Consider the following 20,638-nt stretch of genomic DNA (forward strand, 5'->3'; position numbering starts at 1 on the left):
GCCTCCCGTCCGTCGTCCGGTCGCCGCTACTGCGGGTCGGCGGGCTCGCCGCCCGAGTCGACGTCGCTGTCCTGCTGCGGGTCCTTCGTCGCGTCACCCGTCGACGACCCGTCCGGCAGGTCCTCGGTGTACTGCTGCTGGGTCTCGGTGGGATCGCTCGATCCGTCCGGTGTCGTCGAATCAGTCATGGCCCGGACGGTACGCGGACCGGCACCACGACCGTTCAGCGAGCGGACCCGCGCCGGAGCGCCACCCACTGCAGCAGCATGATCGTCTTGCCGTCGGCGATCCGGCCGTCCGCGACCATCGCGAGTGCCGCATCGAGCGGGAGCTCGAGCACCTCGATGTCCTCACCCTCGTCCTCCACACCGCCGCCGGCCTCGACCCGGTCCGCGGGCGTGTACGCGCCCACGTAGAAGTGGACCCGCTCGGTGACCGAACCGGGGCTCATGAACACGGCACCCAGGTGCTCGAGCGCGCCGAGCCGGATGCCGAGCTCCTCGGCGGCCTCGCGCCGGACGGCGGTCTCCGGGTCGTCCTCGTCGAGCAGACCCGCCGCGGCCTCGATCAGCATCCCGTCCGGGTGTCCGTTCACGTACGCCGGCCACCGGAACTGCCGCGTGAGCAGCACCGTGCCGCGCTCGGCGTCGTACGGCAGCACCGTCGCACCGTTGCCGCGGTCGTAGGTCTCGCGCTGCTGCCGGTCCCACCGACCGTCACGGCGCCGGACGTCCAGGGTCGTGCGGCGGAGCACGTGCCATCCGTTCGACACCACCTCGACGTCCCGCACGACGACGTCGGGGTTGCGGTCGAGGTCGCGGCCGACGGCGTCGAGCCCCGTCCGGCCACGATCGTCGGGGACGTCCACTCCGGGACGCTGGACGGTGGTGCGTTCGTCGGTCACACGATCACCGTAGCGAGGCACCCCGGCAGGACTCCGCCCCCTCGGTACGCTCGACGTGCCGCACCAGGGAGCGGCAGAGGACGGTGCAGCATGACCAGGACGTTCATCCTCCGACGACCGGACCGACCGCGGGTGGTCACCGTGTCCTTCGTGCTGTGGCTGGTGTGGGTGGTCGCCTGCATCGCTGCCACGGTGCTGCAGTTCTGGAGACCGGACGCGGCGGTCGACCCGGCTCCGGTCATCGCCGGGATCGTCGCCCTGGTGCTCTGGGCCCTGGTGACGTGGGCGGTGTTCCGGACGGCAGCGGGATCCCGGGTCGCACGCATCGTGCTCGTCGTCGTCGCGGGCTTCCGCGCGGTCCTGAGCATCACCGGCGGACAGCTCGACGTCCTGACGATCGCACTGTCGGTCGTCGCCGCGGTCCTGCTCTTCCTGCCCACCGCGCGCCCGTACTTCGCCGCACGAGCGGCGTGGAGGACCGGCCACGGGTTCGACGGGACCGGCGTGTCGGGGCCGAGCCGTGCCTCCGCGCCGGATCCTGACCGCACGACGGAGGCGGACCGGTCCTGACGCCGGAGGTTCGACGGACGGCCCGGGGAAGCCCCTGGAGACCAGGCCCCGGAAACACGAAAGGCCCCGGATTCCTCCGGGGCCTTTCCTGTTCTTCGCCTGGTGCGCGAGGGGGGACTTGAACCCCCACGCCGTTTCCAGCACACGGACCTGAACCGTGCGCGTCTACCAATTCCGCCACTCGCGCCAGCCCCGAAACACTACCACGCACAGACGGGTGTCAACGCCAACCACTACCATGCAGTGGTTGACGACCGACGACACGGGAGACGCATGGGCCTGCTGGACAACTTCGAGCGAGGGTTGGAACGCGCCGTCAACGGCGCGTTCGCCAAGACCTTCCGCTCCGGGGTGCAGCCCGTCGAGATCTCGAGCGCCCTGCGGCGCGAGCTCGACACCAAGGCCGCGGTGGTCTCCCGCGAGCGCATCCTCGTGCCGAACGAGTTCACCGTTCGTCTCGCGCCGCCGGACTGCACGCGCATGAACGACGTCGGTCGTCCACTCATCGACGAACTGACCCAGATGGTCCACCAACACGCCGTGGCGCAGAACTACTCGTTCTCCGGCCCGGTCACCATCCGGCTCCAGCAGGACGGCACACTCTCGACGGGCATCCTGCAGGTCGACTCCACCACCGTGCAGCGCGACGTGGCCTGGATCCCCGTGCTCGACATCGGCTCCCAGCGGCACCGACTGCACCGCGGGCGCACGGTGATCGGGCGCGGCAGCGACGCGGACATCACCATCGCGGACACCGGGACGAGCCGCAAGCACGTCGAGGTCCTGTGGGACGGCAAGCACGCCCAGGCCACCGATCTCGGCTCCACGAACGGCTCGAAGCTGAACGGTCAGCACTTCCAGCAGGCGATCGTTGAGCCGGACTCCACCATCGAGATCGGTCGGACCCGTATGGTGTTCCGGGTGATCCCGGAGAACGACGGAGGTGCTCGATGACCACAGGCCTGACCCTGCTCGTCCTGCGCTTCGTGTTCCTCGCGGTGCTCTGGCTGTTCGTCTTCGTGATCGTGTTCGCCCTGCGCAGCGATCTCTTCGGCCAGCGCGTCCGCACGATCCCGACCGATCCCAAGTCGGCCCCGTCCGGGCCGAGCACCCCCACCGTCCCGGCAGCGGCGGCCCCCGGCCCCGCGTCCAGCGGCGCGTTCACGGACGTCATCGGACAGCCCGGTGGTGGGCAGCGTCCCGCCTCGCAGGCCGCGTCCCGCCTGGTCATCACCGAGGGTGCGCGCGAGGGCATGGAGATGCCGCTCGGTGGCGGCCCCATCACGATCGGGCGCTCGAGCGAGTCGAACGTCGTGATCCGCGACGACTACACCTCGACCAACCACGCCCGCCTCGACCTGCGCGCCGACGGCTGGCTCCTCACCGACCTCGAGTCCACGAACGGCACCTTCGTCAACGGTCAGAAGGTGAGCGCTCCCGTCCTCGTGGCAGAGGGCACGCCGATCACGATCGGGACGACGACGTTCGAGCTGCGGCGGTAACCCGGCATGACCGCTCGCACGCTGAGCGCCGCTGTGTCCCACGTGGGGCGCATCCGCGCGAACAACCAGGACTCCGGCTACGCCGGGGCGCACCTGTTCGCGGTGGCGGACGGCATGGGCGGCCACGCCGGCGGTGACGTCGCCTCGGCGATCGCGATCCGCCGCATCCGCGAGGTCGACCGCGAGTTCCCCTCGGCGCACGACGCCGAGTTCGCACTGCAGTCGGCACTCATCGCCGCGAACCAGCTGATCACCGAGACCGTGTTCGAGCACCAGGAGCTCACCGGCATGGGCACCACGGTGTCCGCGATGATCCGCGTCGGCGAGCAGATCGCGATCGCGCACATCGGCGACTCCCGCATCTACCGCCACCGCGACGGCGAGCTGCAGCAGATCACGTCGGACCACACGTTCGTCCAGCGACTGGTCGACAGCGGCCGGATCACGCCGGAGGAAGCCGCGGTCCACCCGCGCCGCTCCGTGCTGATGCGCGTACTGGGCGACGTCGACGCAGCACCCGAGGTCGACACCGCGATCATGGACATCCAGCCGGGCGACCGCTGGCTGCTCTGCTCCGACGGGCTGTCGTCGTACCTGGCCGAAGAGCGGATCCGGCACGCCCTGGCGTCGAACATGGACGCCAACCAGGTCACGCAGCGCCTGGTGAAGGAGACGCTCGACCACGGCGCCCCCGACAACGTCACCGTCGTGGTGATGGACGTCACGGACACCGAGCCCGAGGACGACGACGACGCGGCCACCACCGTCGGGTCCGCCGCGGCACCCCTCACCTTCGAGGCGTCGACCGGCCGCAAGCCGATCCGCCTCCCCACGATCCTGCTGCACCCGCTCAAGGTCACCACCGCGCCCGAGGACTCGCACTTCGAGCCCGAGTCCGACCAGTTCTTCGCCGAGCTGATCGCCGAGGACCGCCGACGCCGCATCCGTCGTCGGGTGTCCTGGACCGTCGCGCTCGTGGTCGCCGTCGCCGTGCTCGTCGGCGCCGTGTTCGTCGGTTGGCGGATCACCCAGGACCACTACTACGTCGGCACCGACCGGGGCACCGTCGCGATCTACAAGGGCGTGCAGCAGTCGATCGGGCCGTTGGCGCTGTCGGACGTGTACGAGGACAGCGACATCACGGTCTCGTCGCTGCCGGACTACACCCGCGAGAACGTCCGCTCGACGATCAACGCGCAGTCGCTCTCCGACGCCCGTGACATCGTCGAGCGCCTGCGCAAGGCCGCCGCGACCGGTGAGGACCAGGCCGGCACCGGCGGGGACGGCAACGCGAGTCCGTCGCCGTCGCCCTCACCGACGCGATCGTCCTCGCCGTCGCCGAACCCGACGCGGAGCTCGCGATGAGCACCGCCACGGCCGCCCAGTCCTTCACGCAGGCGATCACGATCAAGCTCCGGGAGCCCGCCCGTGCGCGGAACCTCGAGCTCTTCCTGCTCGTCATCGCCTGCGGCATCTGCGCGGGCGCGATGGTGCTCGTGCAGCTCGGCACCAAGGGCCGGCTGTTCGACCAGTCGGTGCTCTGGGTGGGTGGCGGCATCCTCGGCCTCGCGCTCGTCATGCACGTGGTGTTGCGCGTCGTCGCGAAGAACGCCGACCCGTTCATCCTGCCGATCGCGCTCGTCCTGAACGGCATCGGCATCGCCGAGATCTACCGCATCGACGTCCACAACGGCCTGTCCGGCTGGGACGCCATCGGCGTGAAGCAGATCGTCTGGACGATGCTCGCGATGGTCCTGGCGATCATCACGCTCGTCGCCGTCCGGAACCACCGGTTCCTGCAGCGGTACCGCTACATCTTCATGGCGCTGACGATCGTCCTGCTGCTCCTGCCCATGCTGCCCGGCATCGGCACGAACATCGGCGGCGCGCGGGTCTGGATCAAGATCGGCCCGTTCTCGTTCCAGCCCGGTGAGCTCGCGAAGATCACCATGGCGCTGTTCTTCGCCGGGTACCTCGTCACCGCCCGTGACTCGCTGTCGATCGTCGGCAAGAAGTTCCTCGGCATGACGTTCCCGCGTGCCCGCGACCTCGGCCCCATCCTGGTGATGTGGGGCGCCGCGATGGCCGTGCTCGTGTTCCAGCGCGACCTCGGCACCGCCCTGCTCTACTTCGGCCTGTTCCTCGTGATGATCTACGTCGCCACGGCACGGGTCAGCTGGGTCGCGATCGGTCTCACGCTGTTCATCGGTGGCGCCCTCGTCGCACAGAGTCTCCTCGAGTACGTCCGTGGCCGCTTCGAACAGTGGCTCGACCCGTTCAACCAAGAGGTCTTCAGCCGCGACACCCAGGCGAGCTACCAGCTCGTGCAGGGCCTGTTCGGCTTCGCGAACGGCGGGATCACCGGCACCGGCCTCGGCCAGGGCCGGCCGTACATCACCCCGGTCGCCAACGCCGACTACATCGTCGCGTCACTCGGCGAAGAGCTCGGCCTGATCGGTGTCTTCGCGATCCTCGCGCTCTTCATCGTGTTCGCGTCCCGTGGCATCCGCGTCGGGTTCATGGCGCAGGACGACTTCGGCAAGCTGCTCGGTGTGGGCTTCGGCTTCATCATCGCCCTGCAGGTGTTCGTCGTCGTCGGCGGCATCACCCGGATCATCCCCGTCACCGGTCTGACCACCCCGTTCATGGCCGCGGGTGGTTCCTCGCTCATCGCCAACTGGATCATCGCCGCGATGCTGCTGCGCCTGACCGACGCGATCCCCGCCGAACAGCGTGTCCAGCAGGGCGCGATCCCCGCCGCGAGCGGGCGGTCCGCGCGCGCGACCAGGAAGGAGCGTCGTCGATGAACCGACAGCTCCGCGGTGTCTCGACCGTCATCGTGCTCATGTTCGTCGCACTCTTCGTGTCGACGACCTCGATCCAGTTCTTCTCGGCAGACTCGTTGCGCGCCGACTCCCGGAACTCCCGAACCATCTTGGACAGTTACTCGACCAAGCGTGGCGCGATCCTCGTGGACGGCAGCCCGATCGCCGAGTCGACCCCGGTGAACGACCAGTACGAGTACCAGCGCAAGTACACGAACGGCGACCTGTACTCGGCGGTCACCGGCTACTTCACGATCGGCCAGGGCAACACCGGCATCGAGAGCGCGGAGAACACCGTGCTGTCCGGCAACTCGGACGCCTCGTTCTTCCAGAACCTCAACTCGATCCTCACCGGCCAGGACGTCCAGGGCGACAACGTCAACCTGACCATCGACCCGGACGTGCAGCAGGCCGCGTACGACGCCCTCGGCACGAACAGCGGTGCGGTCGTCGCGATCCAGCCCAAGACCGGCAAGATCCTGGCGATGGTGTCGAAGCCGAGCTACGACCCGAACTCGCTCACCTCGCACGACACGGCCGAGGTCAAGCGGCAGTACGACGCGCTGCTCGGTGCCGACACGGCGCCGCTGCAGAACCGTGCCATCGGCGGCGACCTGTACACGCCCGGATCGGTGTTCAAGCTCGTCGTCGCCTCGGCGGCGCTCGAGGGCGGCAAGTACAACCTCGACTCCACGTTCCCGAACCCGTCGCGACTGCAGCTGCCGGGTACGAGCTCGTACATCAACAACGCCGAGGGCGGCACCTGCGGCGGCGGCGACAAGGTCAAGCTGCGCACCGCGATCCAGTACTCGTGCAACATCCCCTTCGCCGAACTCGGTCAGAAGCTCGGGTACGACGCGATCAAGGACATGGCCGACAAGTACGGCTTCGGCGACGCCATCGAGATCCCGATGGCCGCGACCGCCAGCCAGTACCCCGACGTCGACTCGACGGCCCAGCTCATGCTGAGCGCCTTCGGCCAGGCGAGCGTCCGGGTCTCCCCGCTGCAGATGGCGATGGTGTCGGCCGGCATCGCGAACGGCGGCAAGGTCATGCAGCCCTCACTCGTCGACTCGATCACCACGAGTGACCTGAAGACCGTCGAGTCCTTCTCTCCGAGGCAGTACAGTGATCCGCTGTCGTCCTCCGAGTCCGCTGACCTCACCGAGGCCATGCAGAGCGTCGTGAACGCGGGGACCGGTACCAATGCCAAGATCGACGGTGTCGACGTCGCCGGCAAGACCGGCACGGCTGAAGGCGGCACCGGCGATCCGTACACGCTCTGGTTCACGGGGTTCGCCCCCGCGAAGGACCCGGAGGTCGCCGTGGCGGTGGTCGTCGGGAACGGCGGCGGGCTCGGGCAGTCCGGAGTCGGCAACACGGTCGCGGCCCCGGTCGCGAAGAAAGTCATGGAGGCGGTGCTGAACAAATGAGACCCACCAGCGGACTCACCTTCGGTGGGCGGTACCAGCTCTCCTCCCGGGTCGCCATCGGCGGCATGGGCGAGGTGTGGCAGGCGACCGACCTCGTCATCGGCCGAACCGTCGCACTCAAGATCCTCAAGGACGAGTACCTCGGTGACCCCGGCTTCCTCGAGCGCTTCCGCGCCGAGGCCCGGCACGCTGCCCTCGTCAACCACGAGGGCATCGCCAACGTCTTCGACTACGGCGAGGAGGACGGCAGCGCCTACCTCGTGATGGAGCTCGTCCCCGGCGAGGCCCTGTCGACCATGATCGAACGCGAGCACACGCTCCCGGTCGACAAGGTGCTCGACATCGTCGCGCAGACCGCGAACGCCCTGCAGGCCGCACACGCGGTCGGCCTGGTGCACCGCGACATCAAGCCGGGCAACCTGCTCATCACGCCCGACGGTCGCGTCAAGATCACCGACTTCGGCATCGCCCGCATCGCCGACCAGGTCCCGCTCACCGCGACCGGTCAGGTGATGGGCACGGTGCAGTACCTGTCGCCCGAGCAGGCCAGCGGCCACCCCGCCTCGCCGTCGACCGACATCTACTCGCTCGGCATCGTCGCGTACGAGGCCCTGGCGGGTCGTCGTCCGTTCACCGGTGAGTCGCAGGTCGCGATCGCGATGGCGCACATCAACGAGCAGCCGCCGCCGCTGCCCGGGGACATCCCCGAGCCGGTCTCGGCCCTGGTCATCTCGTGCATCGCGAAGAAGCCCGCCGACCGTCCCGCGACGGCAGCGAACCTGGCCCGCGCCGCCCAGGCGCTCCGCCGGGGTGACGTCGCCGCCGCCACCGTGGCCGTCCCCGCCATCGCGGGGAACGGCACCGTCGCGTTCAACCCGCCCCAGGGCCAGGGGAACGACGCCGCGACCGCACTCATCGGCACCCAGGCAGGATCGATGGCCGGCGGACCCGGGGCCCCCCGCTCGCCCGTCAGCGACGAGCCCGAGGAACCGAAGAAGAAGCGTGCCTGGATCTGGTGGGTCGTCGGCATCGTCGTCGTGCTCGCCATCGCCGCCGGCACGGCGTACGCCCTGAACGCGAACAACGCCCCGGAGCCCGAGCCCACGAAGTCCTCGAGCACGCCGAAGCCGTCCCGCACGCCCACCGAGACGCCGTCCCCCGAGCCGACCGAGACCCGCGTCACGGTGTCGGCAGCCGACTACCAGGGGCAGAACGCCGAGGACGTCGCGAACCAGCTGCGTGCCCGGGGTCTGCAGGCCGAGGTCGTCGACGGATCGAACGCGACGACGTCCGACCAGGTCGGCACCGTCGAGTCGCTCAGCCCCGAGGGCAGCCTGGCACCGAACACGCTCGTCACGATCAAGTCCTACGGCGACGTGCTGACCGCACCGGCGCCCGAGCGTGCCACCGGTGGGACCGTCAGTGAGTCCGGTCGCGTGACCTTCAGCTGGCCGGCGTACACGAGCTGCCCCGCCGGGTACTCGGACGTCAGCTACACGTACACGATCGACAACGGCACCGTGACGTCGAACGGCAGCAGCTCCGGCTCCACCTCGGGCACCGCGGTGACCGTCGCCGGTGCCCAGTACGGCAAGGTCGCCCTGTCGTACAAGGTCACCTGCAAGTCGCCGCAGTCCGATGCCTCGGTCGTCTCGGCGTCCTCGCCGGGCGCCCAGGTCGAGTGGACCGAGCCCACGGACCAGGAGACGACGGACCCGGGTGACGGAACGGACCCCGGCGACGGGACCAACCCGAGCCAGCCCGGCCCGCAGGACGGCCAGTGAACGACCCCCGGACGGGGGCTGTCGACACCGTTCGGTAACGGTTCGGTCGACCCCTCTCCGGCCAGCGTCTCACCAGGTCGTGCTGCCGTACACTAGCCGGACGAACAGACGGAGGAGTACGTGCCAGAAGGTGTGACCGCGGGGATCACGCTCCTCGCCAATCGCTACGAGATCGGTGACGTCATCGGTCGGGGCGGCATGGCGACCGTGCACCTCGGCAACGACACCCGCCTCGGCCGCAAGGTCGCGGTGAAGCTCCTCAAGCCGAGCCTCGCCAACGACCCGGCCTTCCGCACGCGCTTCCGGCAGGAAGCCCAGGCTGCTGCGCGCATGGCACACCCGACCGTCGTGCGCGTGTACGACGCCGGCGAAGAGACGGTGTCCGAGCCCTCGGGTGCCGAGGTGCAGGTGCCCTTCATCGTGATGGAGTACGTCGAGGGCCGACCGCTCTCCGACATCATCGCCGAAGGTGCCGTCGCCCCGGACGAAGCCGTCCGCATCACCGAGGGCATCCTCACCGCGCTCGAGTACTCACACCGCGCCGGCGTCGTCCACCGTGACATCAAGCCCGCCAACGTCATGGTCACGCACAGCGGCCAGGTGAAGGTCATGGACTTCGGCATCGCCCGGGCGATCACCGACACCTCGGCCACGGTGGCCCAGACCACGTCGATCCTCGGCACGGCCTCGTACTTCTCACCGGAGCAGGCCCGCGGCGAGACCGTCGACGCCCGCACCGACCTGTACTCCACCGGCGTCGTGCTCTTCGAGCTCCTCACCGGTCGCGCGCCGTTCCTCGGGGACACCCCGGTGGCGGTCGCGTACCAGCACGTCAGCGAGCAGCCGGTCGCACCGTCGACGATCTCGCCCGAGGTGTCCCCGGCCCTCGACGCCGTGACGCTCCACGCCCTGGTCAAGGACCGCACGCGCCGGTTCCAGAACGCGGCCGAGTTCCGCGCGGACCTGCAGCAGGCCGCGGCCGGCCGGGTCCCCACCTCCACCAAGAAGCAGCAGCAGAACGCCCAGAACGATGCGTCGACCGTGCTGTTCGGCGTCGATCCGCGCACAACGACCAACGCCGCCTCGGCGTTCCGCGAGCTCGACGACGACACCGCCGAGCACCGCCCGCAGCGCACGCAGAACCGTCCGCCGGTCGCGTGGATCTGGGTGGGCATCCTGCTCACCGTCGCGGTCATCGTGGCCGTGGTGTTCTTCGTCGCGAACCTGCAGCCCGGCAAGCCCCCGGTGTCGTCCTCGGTCAGCGTGCCGAACGTCGCAGGGTCGACGTACAGCTCCGCGGCCAGCGCCATCGAGAAGAAGTCCCTCAAGCCGGTCAAGGTCGAGGAGAACTCCGACAGCGTCGACAAGGGCCTGGTCATCCGGACCGACCCGGGTTCGGGCGTGAACGTCGGACGCAACCAGAACGTCAACGTCGTGGTCTCCATCGGACCGGAGCGCGTCCCCGTGCCCGAGCTGAACGGGCAGTCGCAAGCCGCAGCGCAACAGGCGCTCGACAACGCCGGCTTCCGCTTGGGCGCGATCTCGAGCGACTACTCCACCGACGTCCCCGAGGGCACGGTCCTGAGCTCCGACCCCGAGTCGGGTTCCCTGCACACCAAGGGCATCGTGATCAACCTGACGGTCTCCAACGGCAAGGTGCAGCTGCCCGACGTGACGCAGCAGCAGTACTCGGCGGCGAAGGCCACCGTGGAGCAGCTCGGACTCACCGTGAACCCGGCGCCGTCCTACTCGTGCACCGGCGGCGTGGTCACGCAGCAGGACACCCCCGCTGGCGACGTCGCGCAGGGCAGTGCCGTCACGCTCACCTACTGTGCACGAGCTGCGGCGCCGCCGAAGGCACCGTCGTCGAACAACAACAACGACAGCGGCGGCAACGGTGGTGACGGTGGGAACACCGACCGCGGTGGCGACGACGGTGGCGACGGCCGCTGAGCCGACCTCGGGGCCGGGCGGCGAACCCGACCATCTCGTGACGGGGCCGTCCTGACGGACGGGTGACGGGCCTCCAGTCCGCGGAGCGGCGTTGCCGTCGCGTGCGCTGGGCGCGTTCGTCACGGCTCCTTCGTCACGGCGTGTTCGTCACGGCGTGTTCGTCACAGCCTGGAGGCACAGCGCACGCCCGCCCCAGAACGCGCGGCACGCAGGCGGCCCGGTCCAGTGCCAGGCACACGCCGGCGTGTCGGCGTGACGCCCCGCAACGCACGAGACGCCGCCGATTCCGGCGGCGTCTCGTGAAGACGACGGCGTCTGCCGCCGCGGAGGCTCGTCAGGCGCGGTGCGTCGCGATGAGCGGCCCGAGACCGGCGGCGCGCTCGGCCGCTCCGGACAGCCCGGTGGTCTCGAGCCAGTTGCCGACCATGCGGTAGCCGCCCTCGGTCAGGACCGACTCCGGGTGGAACTGCACACCGAACACGGGGTGCTCGCGGTGCTGGACCCCCATGATGACCCCGCCGCCGGTGCGCGCCGTCACGGTGAGTTCGTCGGGGACCGTGCCATCGACGATCGCGAGCGAGTGGTAGCGCGTGGCCGTGAACGGGTGGGGGACGCCGTCGAACAGCGGACTGCCGTCGTGGTCGACCTGGGAGGTCTTGCCGTGCATGAGCTCCTCGGCGTGGGTGACCGTGGCACCGAGGGCCTCGGCGATGGCCTGGTGCCCGAGGCAGACGCCGAGGAGCGGGACCTCGGCGGCGATGGCGGCGTGCACGGTGGGGATCGAGACGCCCGCGGCCGCCGGTGTCCCCGGACCCGGGGAGAGCAGCACGCCGTCGTACTCGGCGATGCGGTCGGCGATCTCGGACTCGGGGAAGGCGTCGTTGCGGACGACGTCCGTCTCGGCGCCGAGCTGCTGCACGTAGCCGTTGAGCGTGTAGACGAAGCTGTCGTAGTTGTCGACGACGAGGATCCTGGTCATGGCGGTCCACCGTACTCGTGGGCGATGTGTGCGGCGGTCCGCGGGCCGATCCACACACGTGGTCACGGTAGGATACCGGCCATGGCCAAGGACAAGGACCGCACCAAGCCCGCCCGGAGGACCCGAGCCGACTCGGTCGACACCGCTGGGGACGCCCCCAACCCGGTGTGGTTCAAGCCGGTCATGTTCGGCTTCATGCTCGTCGGCCTGGTGTGGGTGATCGTCTTCTACATCTCGAACGCCACCCTGCCGGTCCCGAGCCTCGGCTCGTGGAACATCCTGATCGGCTTCGGCATCATGTTCGTCGGCTTCCTCATGACCACCCGGTGGCGCTGACCTCCAGGCTGCCGCCCCCGACGCCCGTCACACCGCAAGGTGTGGCGGGCGTTCTCGTTCTCCACAAGCAGGAGCTCCTCCGGACCGCACATCCTCGACGATCCTGCTGTTCTCCACACTTCCCCCCACTCTCCACACGATCATCCACAGCACCGCCCCGGAGTTATCCACAGCTGTGTCCACAGTGGGGATAATCACACTGGTGTAACTCACCACCTTCTCCACACCTGTGGATAACTCTCGGTGGCGCTGTGGACAGCTGTGGACGAGCAGGGCACGGACAGCACCGGGAACGACGAACGCCCCGTCGCAGTGCGACGGGGCGTTCGAGGAGCGCGTTGTGGCGGTGTCAGCCGATCGTGACCGCGTACCCGACAGCGGTGAGCGCGATGCCGAGCACCGCCGCGCCGATGATCAGGGCGATCTGCAGCGGTCGCTTCCGGACGTTGCGCGTCTGCGCGAAGACGAAGCCCATCAGGAACCCGCCGATGATCCCGCCGACGTGCGCCTGCCACGAGATGTTGACTCCGGGCAGGAACCCGATGACCAGGTTCAGTCCCATGAGCACGAGGAGTTGCACGGCGTTGTTCCCCAGGCTGCGCTGCAGCACGAAGAACGCGGCGAACAGCCCGAAGATCGCACCCGAAGCACCCAGCACGGTCGTCCCCGGCGCCAGGAAGGTGACGAGCATGGACCCGAAGATCCCGGTGATGAAGTACAGCGCCACGAACCGCCAGGTACCGAGCATGTTCTCGAGCATGCGACCGAAGATCCAGAGCGCCCACATGTTGAACAGGATGTGGAAGATGCCCGAGTGCACGAACAGCGAGGTCACCACACGCCAGGGCTGCGTCGGCAGCAGCAGCGAGTTGTAGGCGAGCAAGCTCGTGAAGAACCGTCCGCTGACCTGGTCGAGCAACCAGATCGCCACCGTGATCGCCACGATGACGGTCGTGCCCTTCTGGTCGAGCATCGCGAACCGACGCCGAGCGACCGTGAACCCGCTGGGGGCTCCGGACGCTCGGCGGTTCGCTGCGAACTGTGCGCGCTGTTCACGCACGCACTCCGGGCAGTGCACCCCGACCGCCGCCGGCGTCTGGCACTCCGGGCAGATCGTCCGCCCACAGCGCTGGCAGAGCACGAAGCTCTGCCGGTCCGGATGCCGGTAGCAGGTGTTGTTCGGGTTGTACGCCTGGTCGGTCACGTGCGGGTCAGACGCCTTCGACGTCGATGCTCTGGATGACGACGTCCTCGACGGGCTTGTCGCGGCCGTCGGTCGGCACGGCCTCGATCGCGTCGACGACCGCGCGGGACTCGTCGTCGGCGACCTCACCGAAGATGGTGTGCTTGCCCTGCAGCCACGGCGTCGCCACCGTGGTGATGAAGAACTGCGAGCCGTTGGTGCCGCGGCCGCCCTGGATGCCGGCGTTCGCCATGGCGAAGATGTAGGGGTTCTGGAACGTGAGCTCCGGGGAGATCTCGTCGTCGAAGCGGTAACCCGGGCCGCCGATGCCCTGGCCGAGCGGGTCGCCGCCCTGGATCATGAAGTCCTTGATGATGCGGTGGAAGATCACGCCGTCGTAGAGCTTGTCGGTCGAGACCTTGCCCGTGCCGGGGTGGGTCCACTCCTGCTGGCCCGTTGCGAGGTCGACGAAGTTCTTGACGGTCTTCGGTGCGTGGTTGCCGAACAGGTTGACGCGGATGTCGCCCTTGTTGGTGTGGATCGTTGCGACAGCGGTGTGCAGAGACATGTTCCGATTCTCGCATGTACTCCTGACCGTGGACGGATCCCACAGCTACGGCTCCGTGACCTGTCAGGCAGTGTGGTGGCAGGATGGGGTCACGCCGATCCGATGGAGGTACCAGATGACGACGATCGAGATCCCGCGAAAGCGTCGGAAGCAGATCAAGAAGCTCAAGGGCCAGACCGCCTCGCTCCTCGGCGAGCAGCGCAAGGTCCTCGAGCACGCGAACGCGATCCTGGCTGAGGCCCGGACCAACGCCGCGGACGCAGCTCGCAAGGACATCGCACCCCGCGTGCAGAACGCGATCGACAACGGGATCCGTCCCGCGTTCGCGACCGGCGTGCACGCTGCCACCTCGGCAGCGCAGAGCGCTTCGCACAAGTTCCAGTCCGAGGTGGTCCCCGGACTCGTCTCGACCGCTGGTTCGGTGCTGAGCGTGACCGATCTCGCGAAGGACCCCCGGGTCAAGAAGATCGTGAAGAACGCCCAGAAGAAGGGCAAGAAGGCCAAGAAGGCCGCTGCGAAGTACGTCCCGTCGCAGCAGAAGAAGGGCCTCGGCTTCGGCGGAGTCGCACTCATCATCGTCGGCGTCGTCGCCGTCGCCGGTGCTGCGTACGCCGCGTACCAGACGCTCCGTGCCGACGACGACCTCTGGGTCGCCGACGACGCTGACACGGCGGAGAAGCCCGCCGCCTGACCTCCCGGTTCGTACGAAGGGCCCCGGCACCAGCCGGGGCCCTTCGTCGTTCCCGGGCCTGGCGACCACGCACCCGCGCACGGTGACGCGCCCTGAACGCGCCCGCCCACCCGCCTGGAGGCCCGCACCGGCCTGGCACCGCGCCTCCCGTCCGGCGGGCCGTCACGCAACACGCCCCGGGGCAGCCACCGACAGGTCGCATCCTGTCGTCCGGAGGACGCGCAGACGACAGTTCCAGCCACCTCGGCAAACCGCACGCGGCATGTCGTGACCACTCGACAAGAAGCAACCTGCAGGGAGAGTGGCGAACCCAACCATCGCGGAGCGGCGCGTCGCCGAAGGCGCGCAGACAAGCACGACGACCGAAGACGGCGGAGCGAGGAACGAGCGAAGCAGGACTCGTGCAGAGGGAGTGGAGCCTGGGAGAATCGAACTCCCGACATCCTGCTTGCAAAGCAGGCGCTCTACCAACTGAGCTAAGGCCCCGAGTGCCACCGAGGTGATCGGCGACAGGATCGGATTGTCGTGCTGTTCCGGAGAACTGGTGGGGCTACAAGGACTTGAACCTTGGACCTCTTCGTTATCAGCGAAGCGCTCTAACCGCCTGAGCTATAGCCCCTCAGACCGGATGAAAGCCTACCGTACCGATCCCAGAGAACGAAATCGAGCGGTCGGCCTCATCCGGCCGGGTGTGTCAGTTGTTCGTGAAGCCCACGAGCAGCCCGCCCGTGATCCGCACACTGAGGTTGTAGAGCACGCTCACGATGGCGCCGAGCACGGTGCCGACGACCACGTTGAGGATGCCCACGACGATGGAGAACCCGAGGACCTGGCCCAGCGAGAACTGGTCCATGATCGAGTAACTGTTCTGACCGGTGACGTCCTTCAGCAGGGCGTCGATCTGGGTGAACACACCCGTCTGGTTCAGGATGACCCACACCAGTGCCGTGGCGACCACGATCACGATGCTGCCGGCCAGGGCGATGAGGAAGCTCAGCTTCACCATCGACCAGAAGTCGACGTAGACCAGTCGCAACCGCACCTGGCGGGTGCCGACGGGTCGCTTCGCCTTCTTCTGGAGCTTCTCGGCGACACTACTCATTGCTTGACTGGTCCTCTCCGGCCTCGTCTGCGACGGGCTCGGTGTCGATGGGATCAGTGGAATCCGGGGCCGCTTCGGCAGGGCTGACCGTCTCCACCGGGCCCGCGGGCTCGATCTCGGCGTCGTCCTGGTCGTCCAGGTTCCGCTCGGTGTTCCGGGCCACCGCGATGATCCGGTCGTTCTCCGCGAACCTCGCGAAGACGACGCCCATCGTGTCACGGCCCTTGGCAGGGACCTCGGCCACGGCAGACCTTACCACCTTGCCCGATTGCAGCACGACGAGCACTTCGTCGTCCTCGCCGACGATGAGAGCGCCCACAAGATCGCCTCGGTCGAGCGCCAACTTGGCCACCTTGATGCCCAGACCGCCACGGCCCTGCACGCGGTACTGGTCGACTGCGGTGCGCTTGGCGTAGCCACCCTCGGTCATCACCCAGACGAACCCGTCGTCGGAGACGACCCGGGCCGCGAGCAGCGAGTCACCGTCGCGGAAGGACATGCCCTTCACACCCGAGGTCGATCGACCCATCGGACGCAGGGTGTCGTTCGTCGCGGTGAACCGGAGCGACATGCCCTGGCGGGACACCAGCAGCAGGTCGTCGTGCTCGTCGACGAGCAGCGCCTGGCGGAGCTTGTCGCCGTCGCGCAGGTTGATGGCGATGATGCCGCCGGTGCGGTTCGTGTCGTACTCGGTCAGCGCGGTCTTCTTCACCAGGCCGTGCTCGGTCGCGAGGACGAGGTACTGGGCGACCTCGTAGTCGCGGATGTCGAGCACCTGCTGGATCTGCTCGTCGGGCTGCATCGCCAGCAGGTTCGCGACGTGCTGGCCCTTCGCGTCACGGCCGGCCTCCTGCAGCTCGTACGCCTTGGCGCGGTAGACCCGTCCCTGGTCGGTGAGGAACAGGAGCCAGTGGTGCGTCGTCGTGACGAAGAAGTGCTCGACGATGTCGTCGGCGCGGAGCTGGGCCCCACGGACACCTCGGCCACCGCGGTGCTGCGAGCGGTACTGGTCGCTCCGCGTGCGCTTGACGTAGCCACCGCGGGTGATGGTGACGACCATCTCCTCTTCGGGGATCAGGTCTTCCATCGACATGTCGCCGTCGTAGCCGAACATGATCTCGGTGCGGCGGTCGTCGCCGAAGCGGTCGACGATCTCGCTGAGCTCGTCGCGGATGATCGAGCGCTGACGGCTCTCCGACGCCAGGATGTCCTGGAAGTCGGCGATCTTGCGCTCGAGTTCTTCGGCCTCGTCGTGGATCTTCTGGCGCTCCAGGGCCGCGAGGCGACGGAGCTGCAGCTCCAGGATCGCGCGCGCCTGGATCTCGTCGACGGACAGCAGGTCCATCAGGCCGGTGCGGGCCTCTTCGACGTCGGGCGAACGACGGATGAGCGCGATGACCTCGTCGAGGGCGTCGAGCGCAGCCAGGTACCCGCGCAGGATGTGGGCGCGCTTCTCGGCCTCGCGCAGCCGGTACTGCGTGCGGCGCACGATGACGTCGACCTGGTGGGCGACCCACGCCGAGATGAAGCCGTCGAGCGGCAGGGTGCGGGGCACACCGTCGACGATCGCGAGCATGTTCGCACCGAAGTTCTCCTGCAGCTGGGTGTGCTTGTACAGGTTGTTCAGCACGACCTTGGCGACGGCGTCGCGCTTCAGCACGATGACCAGGCGCTGCCCGGTCCGACCGGAGGTCTCGTCGCGGATGTCGGCGACGCCGGCGAGCTTGCCGTCCTTGACGAGCTCGGCGATCTTGATCGCCAGGTTGTCCGGGTTGACCTGGTACGGCAGCTCGGTGACGACGAGGCAGGTGCGCCCCTGGATCTCCTCCACCGAGACCACGGCACGCATCGTGATCGAGCCACGGCCGGTGCGGTAGGCGTCCTGGATGCCCTTGGTGCCGAGCACCTGCGCACCGGTCGGGAAGTCCGGGCCCTTGATGCGCTGCATGAGCGCGGCGAGCAGCTCTTCGCGGGTGGCGTCGGGGTTGTCGAGCGCCCACTTCGCACCCTCGGCGACCTCGCGCAGGTTGTGCGGCGGGATGTTCGTGGCCATGCCGACCGCGATGCCGACGGACCCGTTGACGAGCAGGTTCGGGAACCGGGCCGGCAGGATCGCCGGCTCCTGCGTGCGGCCGTCGTAGTTGTCCTGGAAGTCGACGGTGTCCTCGTCGATGTCGCGGACCATCTCGAGCGCGAGCGGCGCCATCTTCGTCTCGGTGTACCGCGGGGCGGCGGCGCCGTCGTTGCCGGGCGAACCGAAGTTGCCCTGGCCGAGCGCCAGCGGGTACCGGAGCGACCACGGCTGCACCAGACGGACCAGGGCGTCGTAGATCGCCGAGTCACCGTGCGGGTGGAACTGGCCCATCACGTCACCGACGACGCGGGAGCACTTCGAGAACGCACGGTCCGGGCGGTAACCGCCGTCGAACATCGCGTAGATCACACGGCGGTGCACCGGCTTGAGGCCGTCGCGGACCTCCGGCAGGGCACGACCGACGATGACCGACATCGCGTAGTCGAGGTACGAGCGCTGCATCTCGAGCTGCAGGTCGACCTGCGAGATGCGGTCACCGGAGACGACGATGTCCCCGCTGTCGCCGTGGACGATCTCGGGCTGCTCGTCGGCGCCGTTCTCGTTGTCGTCAGCCATGTGGCTTCGTTCCCTTTCTGGACAGCCTGGAGGCTGTGGTTCCGTTGGTCGCGCCGGGCGCGACCACAGGTGGTCAGGACTGGTCGACGCGGCTCACACCGCGCCTCCTGGCCGTTAGATGTCGAGGAAGCGGACGTCCTTGGCGTTCTGCTGGATGAACTGGCGACGTGCGTCGACGTCCTCACCCATCAGCGTCGAGAAGGTGCTGTCGACCGCGGCTGCGTCCTCCAGCGTGACCTGCAGGAGCGTGCGGGTGTCCGGGTTCATCGTGGTGTCCCAGAGCTCCTTGTAGTCCATCTCGCCGAGGCCCTTGTAGCGCTGGATCCCGTTGTCCTTCGGGATGCGCTTGCCGGCGGCGAGGCCGGCCTGCATCAGGGCGTCGCGCTCCCGGTCGCTGAACACGTACTCGTGCGCCGAGTTCGACCACTTCAGGCGGTACAGCGGCGGCTGCGCGAGGTACACGTACCCACGCTCGATGAGCGGACGCATGTAGCGGAAGAGCAGCGTGAGCAGCAGCGTCGTGATGTGCTGGCCGTCGACGTCGGCATCGGCCATCAGCACGATCTTGTGGTACCGGGCCTTGTCCGGGTCGAAGTCCTCACCGATGCCGGCGCCGAACGCCGTGATCATCGACTGGATCTCCTGGTTGGCGAGGGCACGGTCGAGCCGGGCCTTCTCAACGTTCAGGATCTTGCCGCGCAGCGGCAGGATCGCCTGGGTCATCGGGTTTCGGCCCTGCACGGCGGAACCACCGGCGGAGTCGCCCTCGACCATGAAGATCTCCGACAGGGTCGGGTCCTTCGACTGGCAGTCCTTGAGCTTGCCGGGCATGCCGCCCGACTCGAGCAGCCCCTTGCGACGGGTGGTCTCGCGTGCCTTGCGGGCCGCGAGCCGAGCCTGCGACGCCTGGATCGCCTTGCGGACGACGTCGCGTGCCTGCGTCGGGTTGCTCTCGAACCAGTGGGTCAGCTCGGTGCCGACGACACGCTGCACGAACGACTTCGCCTCGGTGTTGCCGAGCTTGGTCTTCGTCTGCCCTTCGAACTGCGGCTCGCCGAGCTTCACGGAGATGACGGCGGTGAGCCCTTCGCGGATGTCGTCACCCGTCAGGTTGTCGTCCTTCTCCTTGATGATCTTCGCCTCACGCGCGTAGCGGTTGACGAGGGTCGTGAGCGCGGCGCGGAAGCCCTCTTCGTGGGTCCCGCCTTCGTGCGTGTTGATCGTGTTCGCGAAGGTGTGGACGCTCTCCTGGTACGAGGTGTTCCACTGCATCGCGACCTCGAGCGCGATCTTGCGGTCCGGGTCCTCGGACTCGAAGCCGATGACGTCGGGGTGGACGAGGTCGGCCTTCTTCTGCGCGTTGATGAACTCGACGTAGTCGGCGAGCCCACGCTCGTACATGAAGGTGTCGTTGCGAGCTTCTTCCCCTTCTTCGGGGGCGCGCTCGTCGCGCAGGTTGATCCGCAGACCCTTGTTCAGGAAGGCCATCTGCTGGAAGCGCGTGCGCAGGGTCTCGTAGTCGAAGACGACGGACTCGAAGATCTCGGCGTTCGGCCAGAACGTGATCGTCGTCCCGGTCTCGTCGGCCGGTTCGTCCTTCGAGACGGGGGCCACGGGGACGCCGTCGGTGTAGCTCTGACGCCAGACGTGGCCCTGCCGACGGACCTCGACGTCGAGCTCGGAGCTCAGCGCGTTCACGACGGACGAACCGACGCCGTGCAGACCACCGGAGACGGCGTAGCCGCCACCGCCGAACTTGCCGCCGGCGTGCAGGACGGTGAGGACGACCTGCAGGGTGGAGACCCCCTCGGCCGCGTGGACGTCGACCGGGATGCCACGGCCGTTGTCGACCACCCGGACGCCACCGTCTTCACGGATGCTCACGTCGATGGTGTCGCAGTACCCGGCGAGGGCTTCGTCGACCGAGTTGTCGACGATCTCCTGGACCAGGTGGTGCAGACCGCGGGGACCGGTCGAACCGATGTACATACCGGGACGCTTGCGGACCGCCTCGAGCCCCTCGAGCACCTGAATCTGGTCTGCGCCGTAGGACGGTTCGCTCTGCGGGGTCTCCGCTTCGAGCGGGTTCTGCGGGTCGTCTTCAGATTCTGATGCCATGTCGAGCGTGCTCCTGCCTGCGCGCGGAACGCCCGCGCAC

18 protein-coding genes and 3 tRNA genes are annotated in these 20,638 nt (G+C 68.4%); 10 read left to right on the forward strand and 11 right to left on the reverse strand.

Translation table 11 applies throughout. From position 1 onward, the window contains the following. Window positions 1–26: 26 nt before the first annotated feature. Entirely contained in the window at window positions 27–188 is a 162-nt protein-coding gene (locus H489_RS38330; protein ID WP_156155365.1) for a hypothetical protein, read from the reverse strand. A 35-nt stretch (window positions 189–223) separates the two neighbouring features. After that, window positions 224–904: an NUDIX domain-containing protein gene (locus tag H489_RS31440; RefSeq protein WP_017887795.1), complete on the reverse strand. Its 681-nt coding sequence runs from the start codon at window positions 902–904 to the stop codon at window positions 224–226. Window positions 905–994: 90 nt separating this feature from the next. Between H489_RS31440 and H489_RS31445 the strand changes: the two genes are divergently transcribed. After that, window positions 995–1,474: a hypothetical protein gene (locus tag H489_RS31445; RefSeq protein ID WP_139179580.1), complete on the forward strand. Its 480-nt coding sequence runs from the start codon at window positions 995–997 to the stop codon at window positions 1,472–1,474. Between the two features lie 100 nt (window positions 1,475–1,574). Here H489_RS31445 and H489_RS31450 read toward each other — a convergent pair. Beyond that, window positions 1,575–1,661, reverse strand: a tRNA-Leu gene (locus tag H489_RS31450). An 86-nt stretch (window positions 1,662–1,747) separates the two neighbouring features. Between H489_RS31450 and H489_RS31455 the strand changes: the two genes are divergently transcribed. The 7 genes from H489_RS31455 (at window position 1,748) to pknB (ending at window position 10,971) form a co-directional block, all read left to right on the forward strand. Further along, complete coding sequence (locus H489_RS31455) at window positions 1,748–2,428, forward strand: FhaA domain-containing protein (RefSeq protein WP_017887797.1); 681 nt, start codon at window positions 1,748–1,750, stop codon at window positions 2,426–2,428. Next, a complete protein-coding gene (locus H489_RS31460; RefSeq protein WP_017887798.1) occupies window positions 2,425–2,976 on the forward strand; it encodes an FHA domain-containing protein in 552 nt (183 codons plus the stop codon). Before H489_RS31455 ends, H489_RS31460 begins: the two co-directional genes overlap by 4 nt. 6 nt (window positions 2,977–2,982) lie before the next feature. Next, entirely contained in the window at window positions 2,983–4,341 is a 1,359-nt protein-coding gene (locus H489_RS31465; RefSeq protein ID WP_017887799.1) for a Stp1/IreP family PP2C-type Ser/Thr phosphatase, read from the forward strand. After that, window positions 4,338–5,783, forward strand: a complete 1,446-nt coding sequence (locus H489_RS31470; protein WP_017887800.1) for an FtsW/RodA/SpoVE family cell cycle protein — start codon at window positions 4,338–4,340, stop codon at window positions 5,781–5,783. Before H489_RS31465 ends, H489_RS31470 begins: the two co-directional genes overlap by 4 nt. Further along, window positions 5,780–7,234, forward strand: coding sequence for a peptidoglycan D,D-transpeptidase FtsI family protein (locus H489_RS31475; RefSeq protein WP_017887801.1), 1,455 nt, complete (start codon window positions 5,780–5,782; stop codon window positions 7,232–7,234). The genes H489_RS31470 and H489_RS31475 overlap by 4 nt, the downstream gene beginning before the upstream one ends. After that, entirely contained in the window at window positions 7,231–9,018 is a 1,788-nt protein-coding gene (locus H489_RS31480) for a serine/threonine-protein kinase (protein WP_017887802.1), read from the forward strand. Before H489_RS31475 ends, H489_RS31480 begins: the two co-directional genes overlap by 4 nt. Window positions 9,019–9,138: 120 nt before the next feature. Then, the gene (pknB, locus tag H489_RS31485) at window positions 9,139–10,971 is read left to right on the forward strand and encodes a Stk1 family PASTA domain-containing Ser/Thr kinase (RefSeq protein WP_152427298.1); all 1,833 of its coding nucleotides are present in this window, start codon (window positions 9,139–9,141) and stop codon (window positions 10,969–10,971) included. A 334-nt stretch (window positions 10,972–11,305) separates the two neighbouring features. Here the strand turns inward: pknB and H489_RS31490 are convergent, their stop codons facing one another. After that, window positions 11,306–11,950, reverse strand: coding sequence for an anthranilate synthase component II (locus tag H489_RS31490; RefSeq protein WP_017887804.1), 645 nt, complete (start codon window positions 11,948–11,950; stop codon window positions 11,306–11,308). A gap of 81 nt (window positions 11,951–12,031) precedes the next feature. On the opposite strand from H489_RS31490, the gene H489_RS31495 reads away from it, so the two are divergent. Continuing rightward, on the forward strand, window positions 12,032–12,286 hold the full coding sequence (locus tag H489_RS31495; RefSeq protein WP_017887805.1) for a cell division protein CrgA: 255 nt from the start codon (window positions 12,032–12,034) through the stop codon (window positions 12,284–12,286). A gap of 349 nt (window positions 12,287–12,635) precedes the next feature. On the opposite strand, the gene H489_RS31500 is transcribed toward H489_RS31495, so the two are convergent. Next, window positions 12,636–13,490 carry a rhomboid family intramembrane serine protease gene (locus tag H489_RS31500; RefSeq protein ID WP_017887806.1) on the reverse strand — a complete coding sequence of 285 codons (855 nt, stop codon included), beginning with the start codon at window positions 13,488–13,490 and terminating at the stop codon, window positions 12,636–12,638. Window positions 13,491–13,497: 7 nt separating this feature from the next. After that, window positions 13,498–14,037, reverse strand: a complete 540-nt coding sequence (locus H489_RS31505; protein WP_017887807.1) for a peptidylprolyl isomerase — start codon at window positions 14,035–14,037, stop codon at window positions 13,498–13,500. 115 nt (window positions 14,038–14,152) lie between these two features. Between H489_RS31505 and H489_RS31510 the strand changes: the two genes are divergently transcribed. Beyond that, on the forward strand, window positions 14,153–14,728 hold the full coding sequence (locus tag H489_RS31510; RefSeq protein WP_017887808.1) for a hypothetical protein: 576 nt from the start codon (window positions 14,153–14,155) through the stop codon (window positions 14,726–14,728). A 413-nt stretch (window positions 14,729–15,141) separates the two neighbouring features. On the opposite strand, the gene H489_RS31515 is transcribed toward H489_RS31510, so the two are convergent. The 5 genes from H489_RS31515 to gyrB all read right to left on the reverse strand — a co-directional run bounded on the left by H489_RS31515 (window position 15,142) and on the right by gyrB (window position 20,598). Then, window positions 15,142–15,214: transfer RNA gene (locus tag H489_RS31515), tRNA-Ala, on the reverse strand. A gap of 56 nt (window positions 15,215–15,270) precedes the next feature. Further along, a tRNA-Ile gene (locus H489_RS31520) sits at window positions 15,271–15,347 on the reverse strand. 75 nt (window positions 15,348–15,422) lie between these two features. Then, the gene (locus tag H489_RS31525) at window positions 15,423–15,830 is read right to left on the reverse strand and encodes a DUF3566 domain-containing protein (RefSeq protein ID WP_017887809.1); all 408 of its coding nucleotides are present in this window, start codon (window positions 15,828–15,830) and stop codon (window positions 15,423–15,425) included. Beyond that, complete coding sequence (gene gyrA, locus H489_RS31530) at window positions 15,823–18,480, reverse strand: DNA gyrase subunit A (protein WP_017887810.1); 2,658 nt, start codon at window positions 18,478–18,480, stop codon at window positions 15,823–15,825. The genes H489_RS31525 and gyrA overlap by 8 nt, the downstream gene beginning before the upstream one ends. A gap of 114 nt (window positions 18,481–18,594) precedes the next feature. Continuing rightward, a complete protein-coding gene (gyrB, locus tag H489_RS31535) occupies window positions 18,595–20,598 on the reverse strand; it encodes a DNA topoisomerase (ATP-hydrolyzing) subunit B (protein ID WP_017887811.1) in 2,004 nt (667 codons plus the stop codon). Between the last annotated feature and the right edge of the window lie 40 nt (window positions 20,599–20,638).

The organism is Curtobacterium flaccumfaciens UCD-AKU, from assembly GCF_000349565.1.
GTDB lineage: Bacteria > Actinomycetota > Actinomycetes > Actinomycetales > Microbacteriaceae > Curtobacterium > Curtobacterium poinsettiae.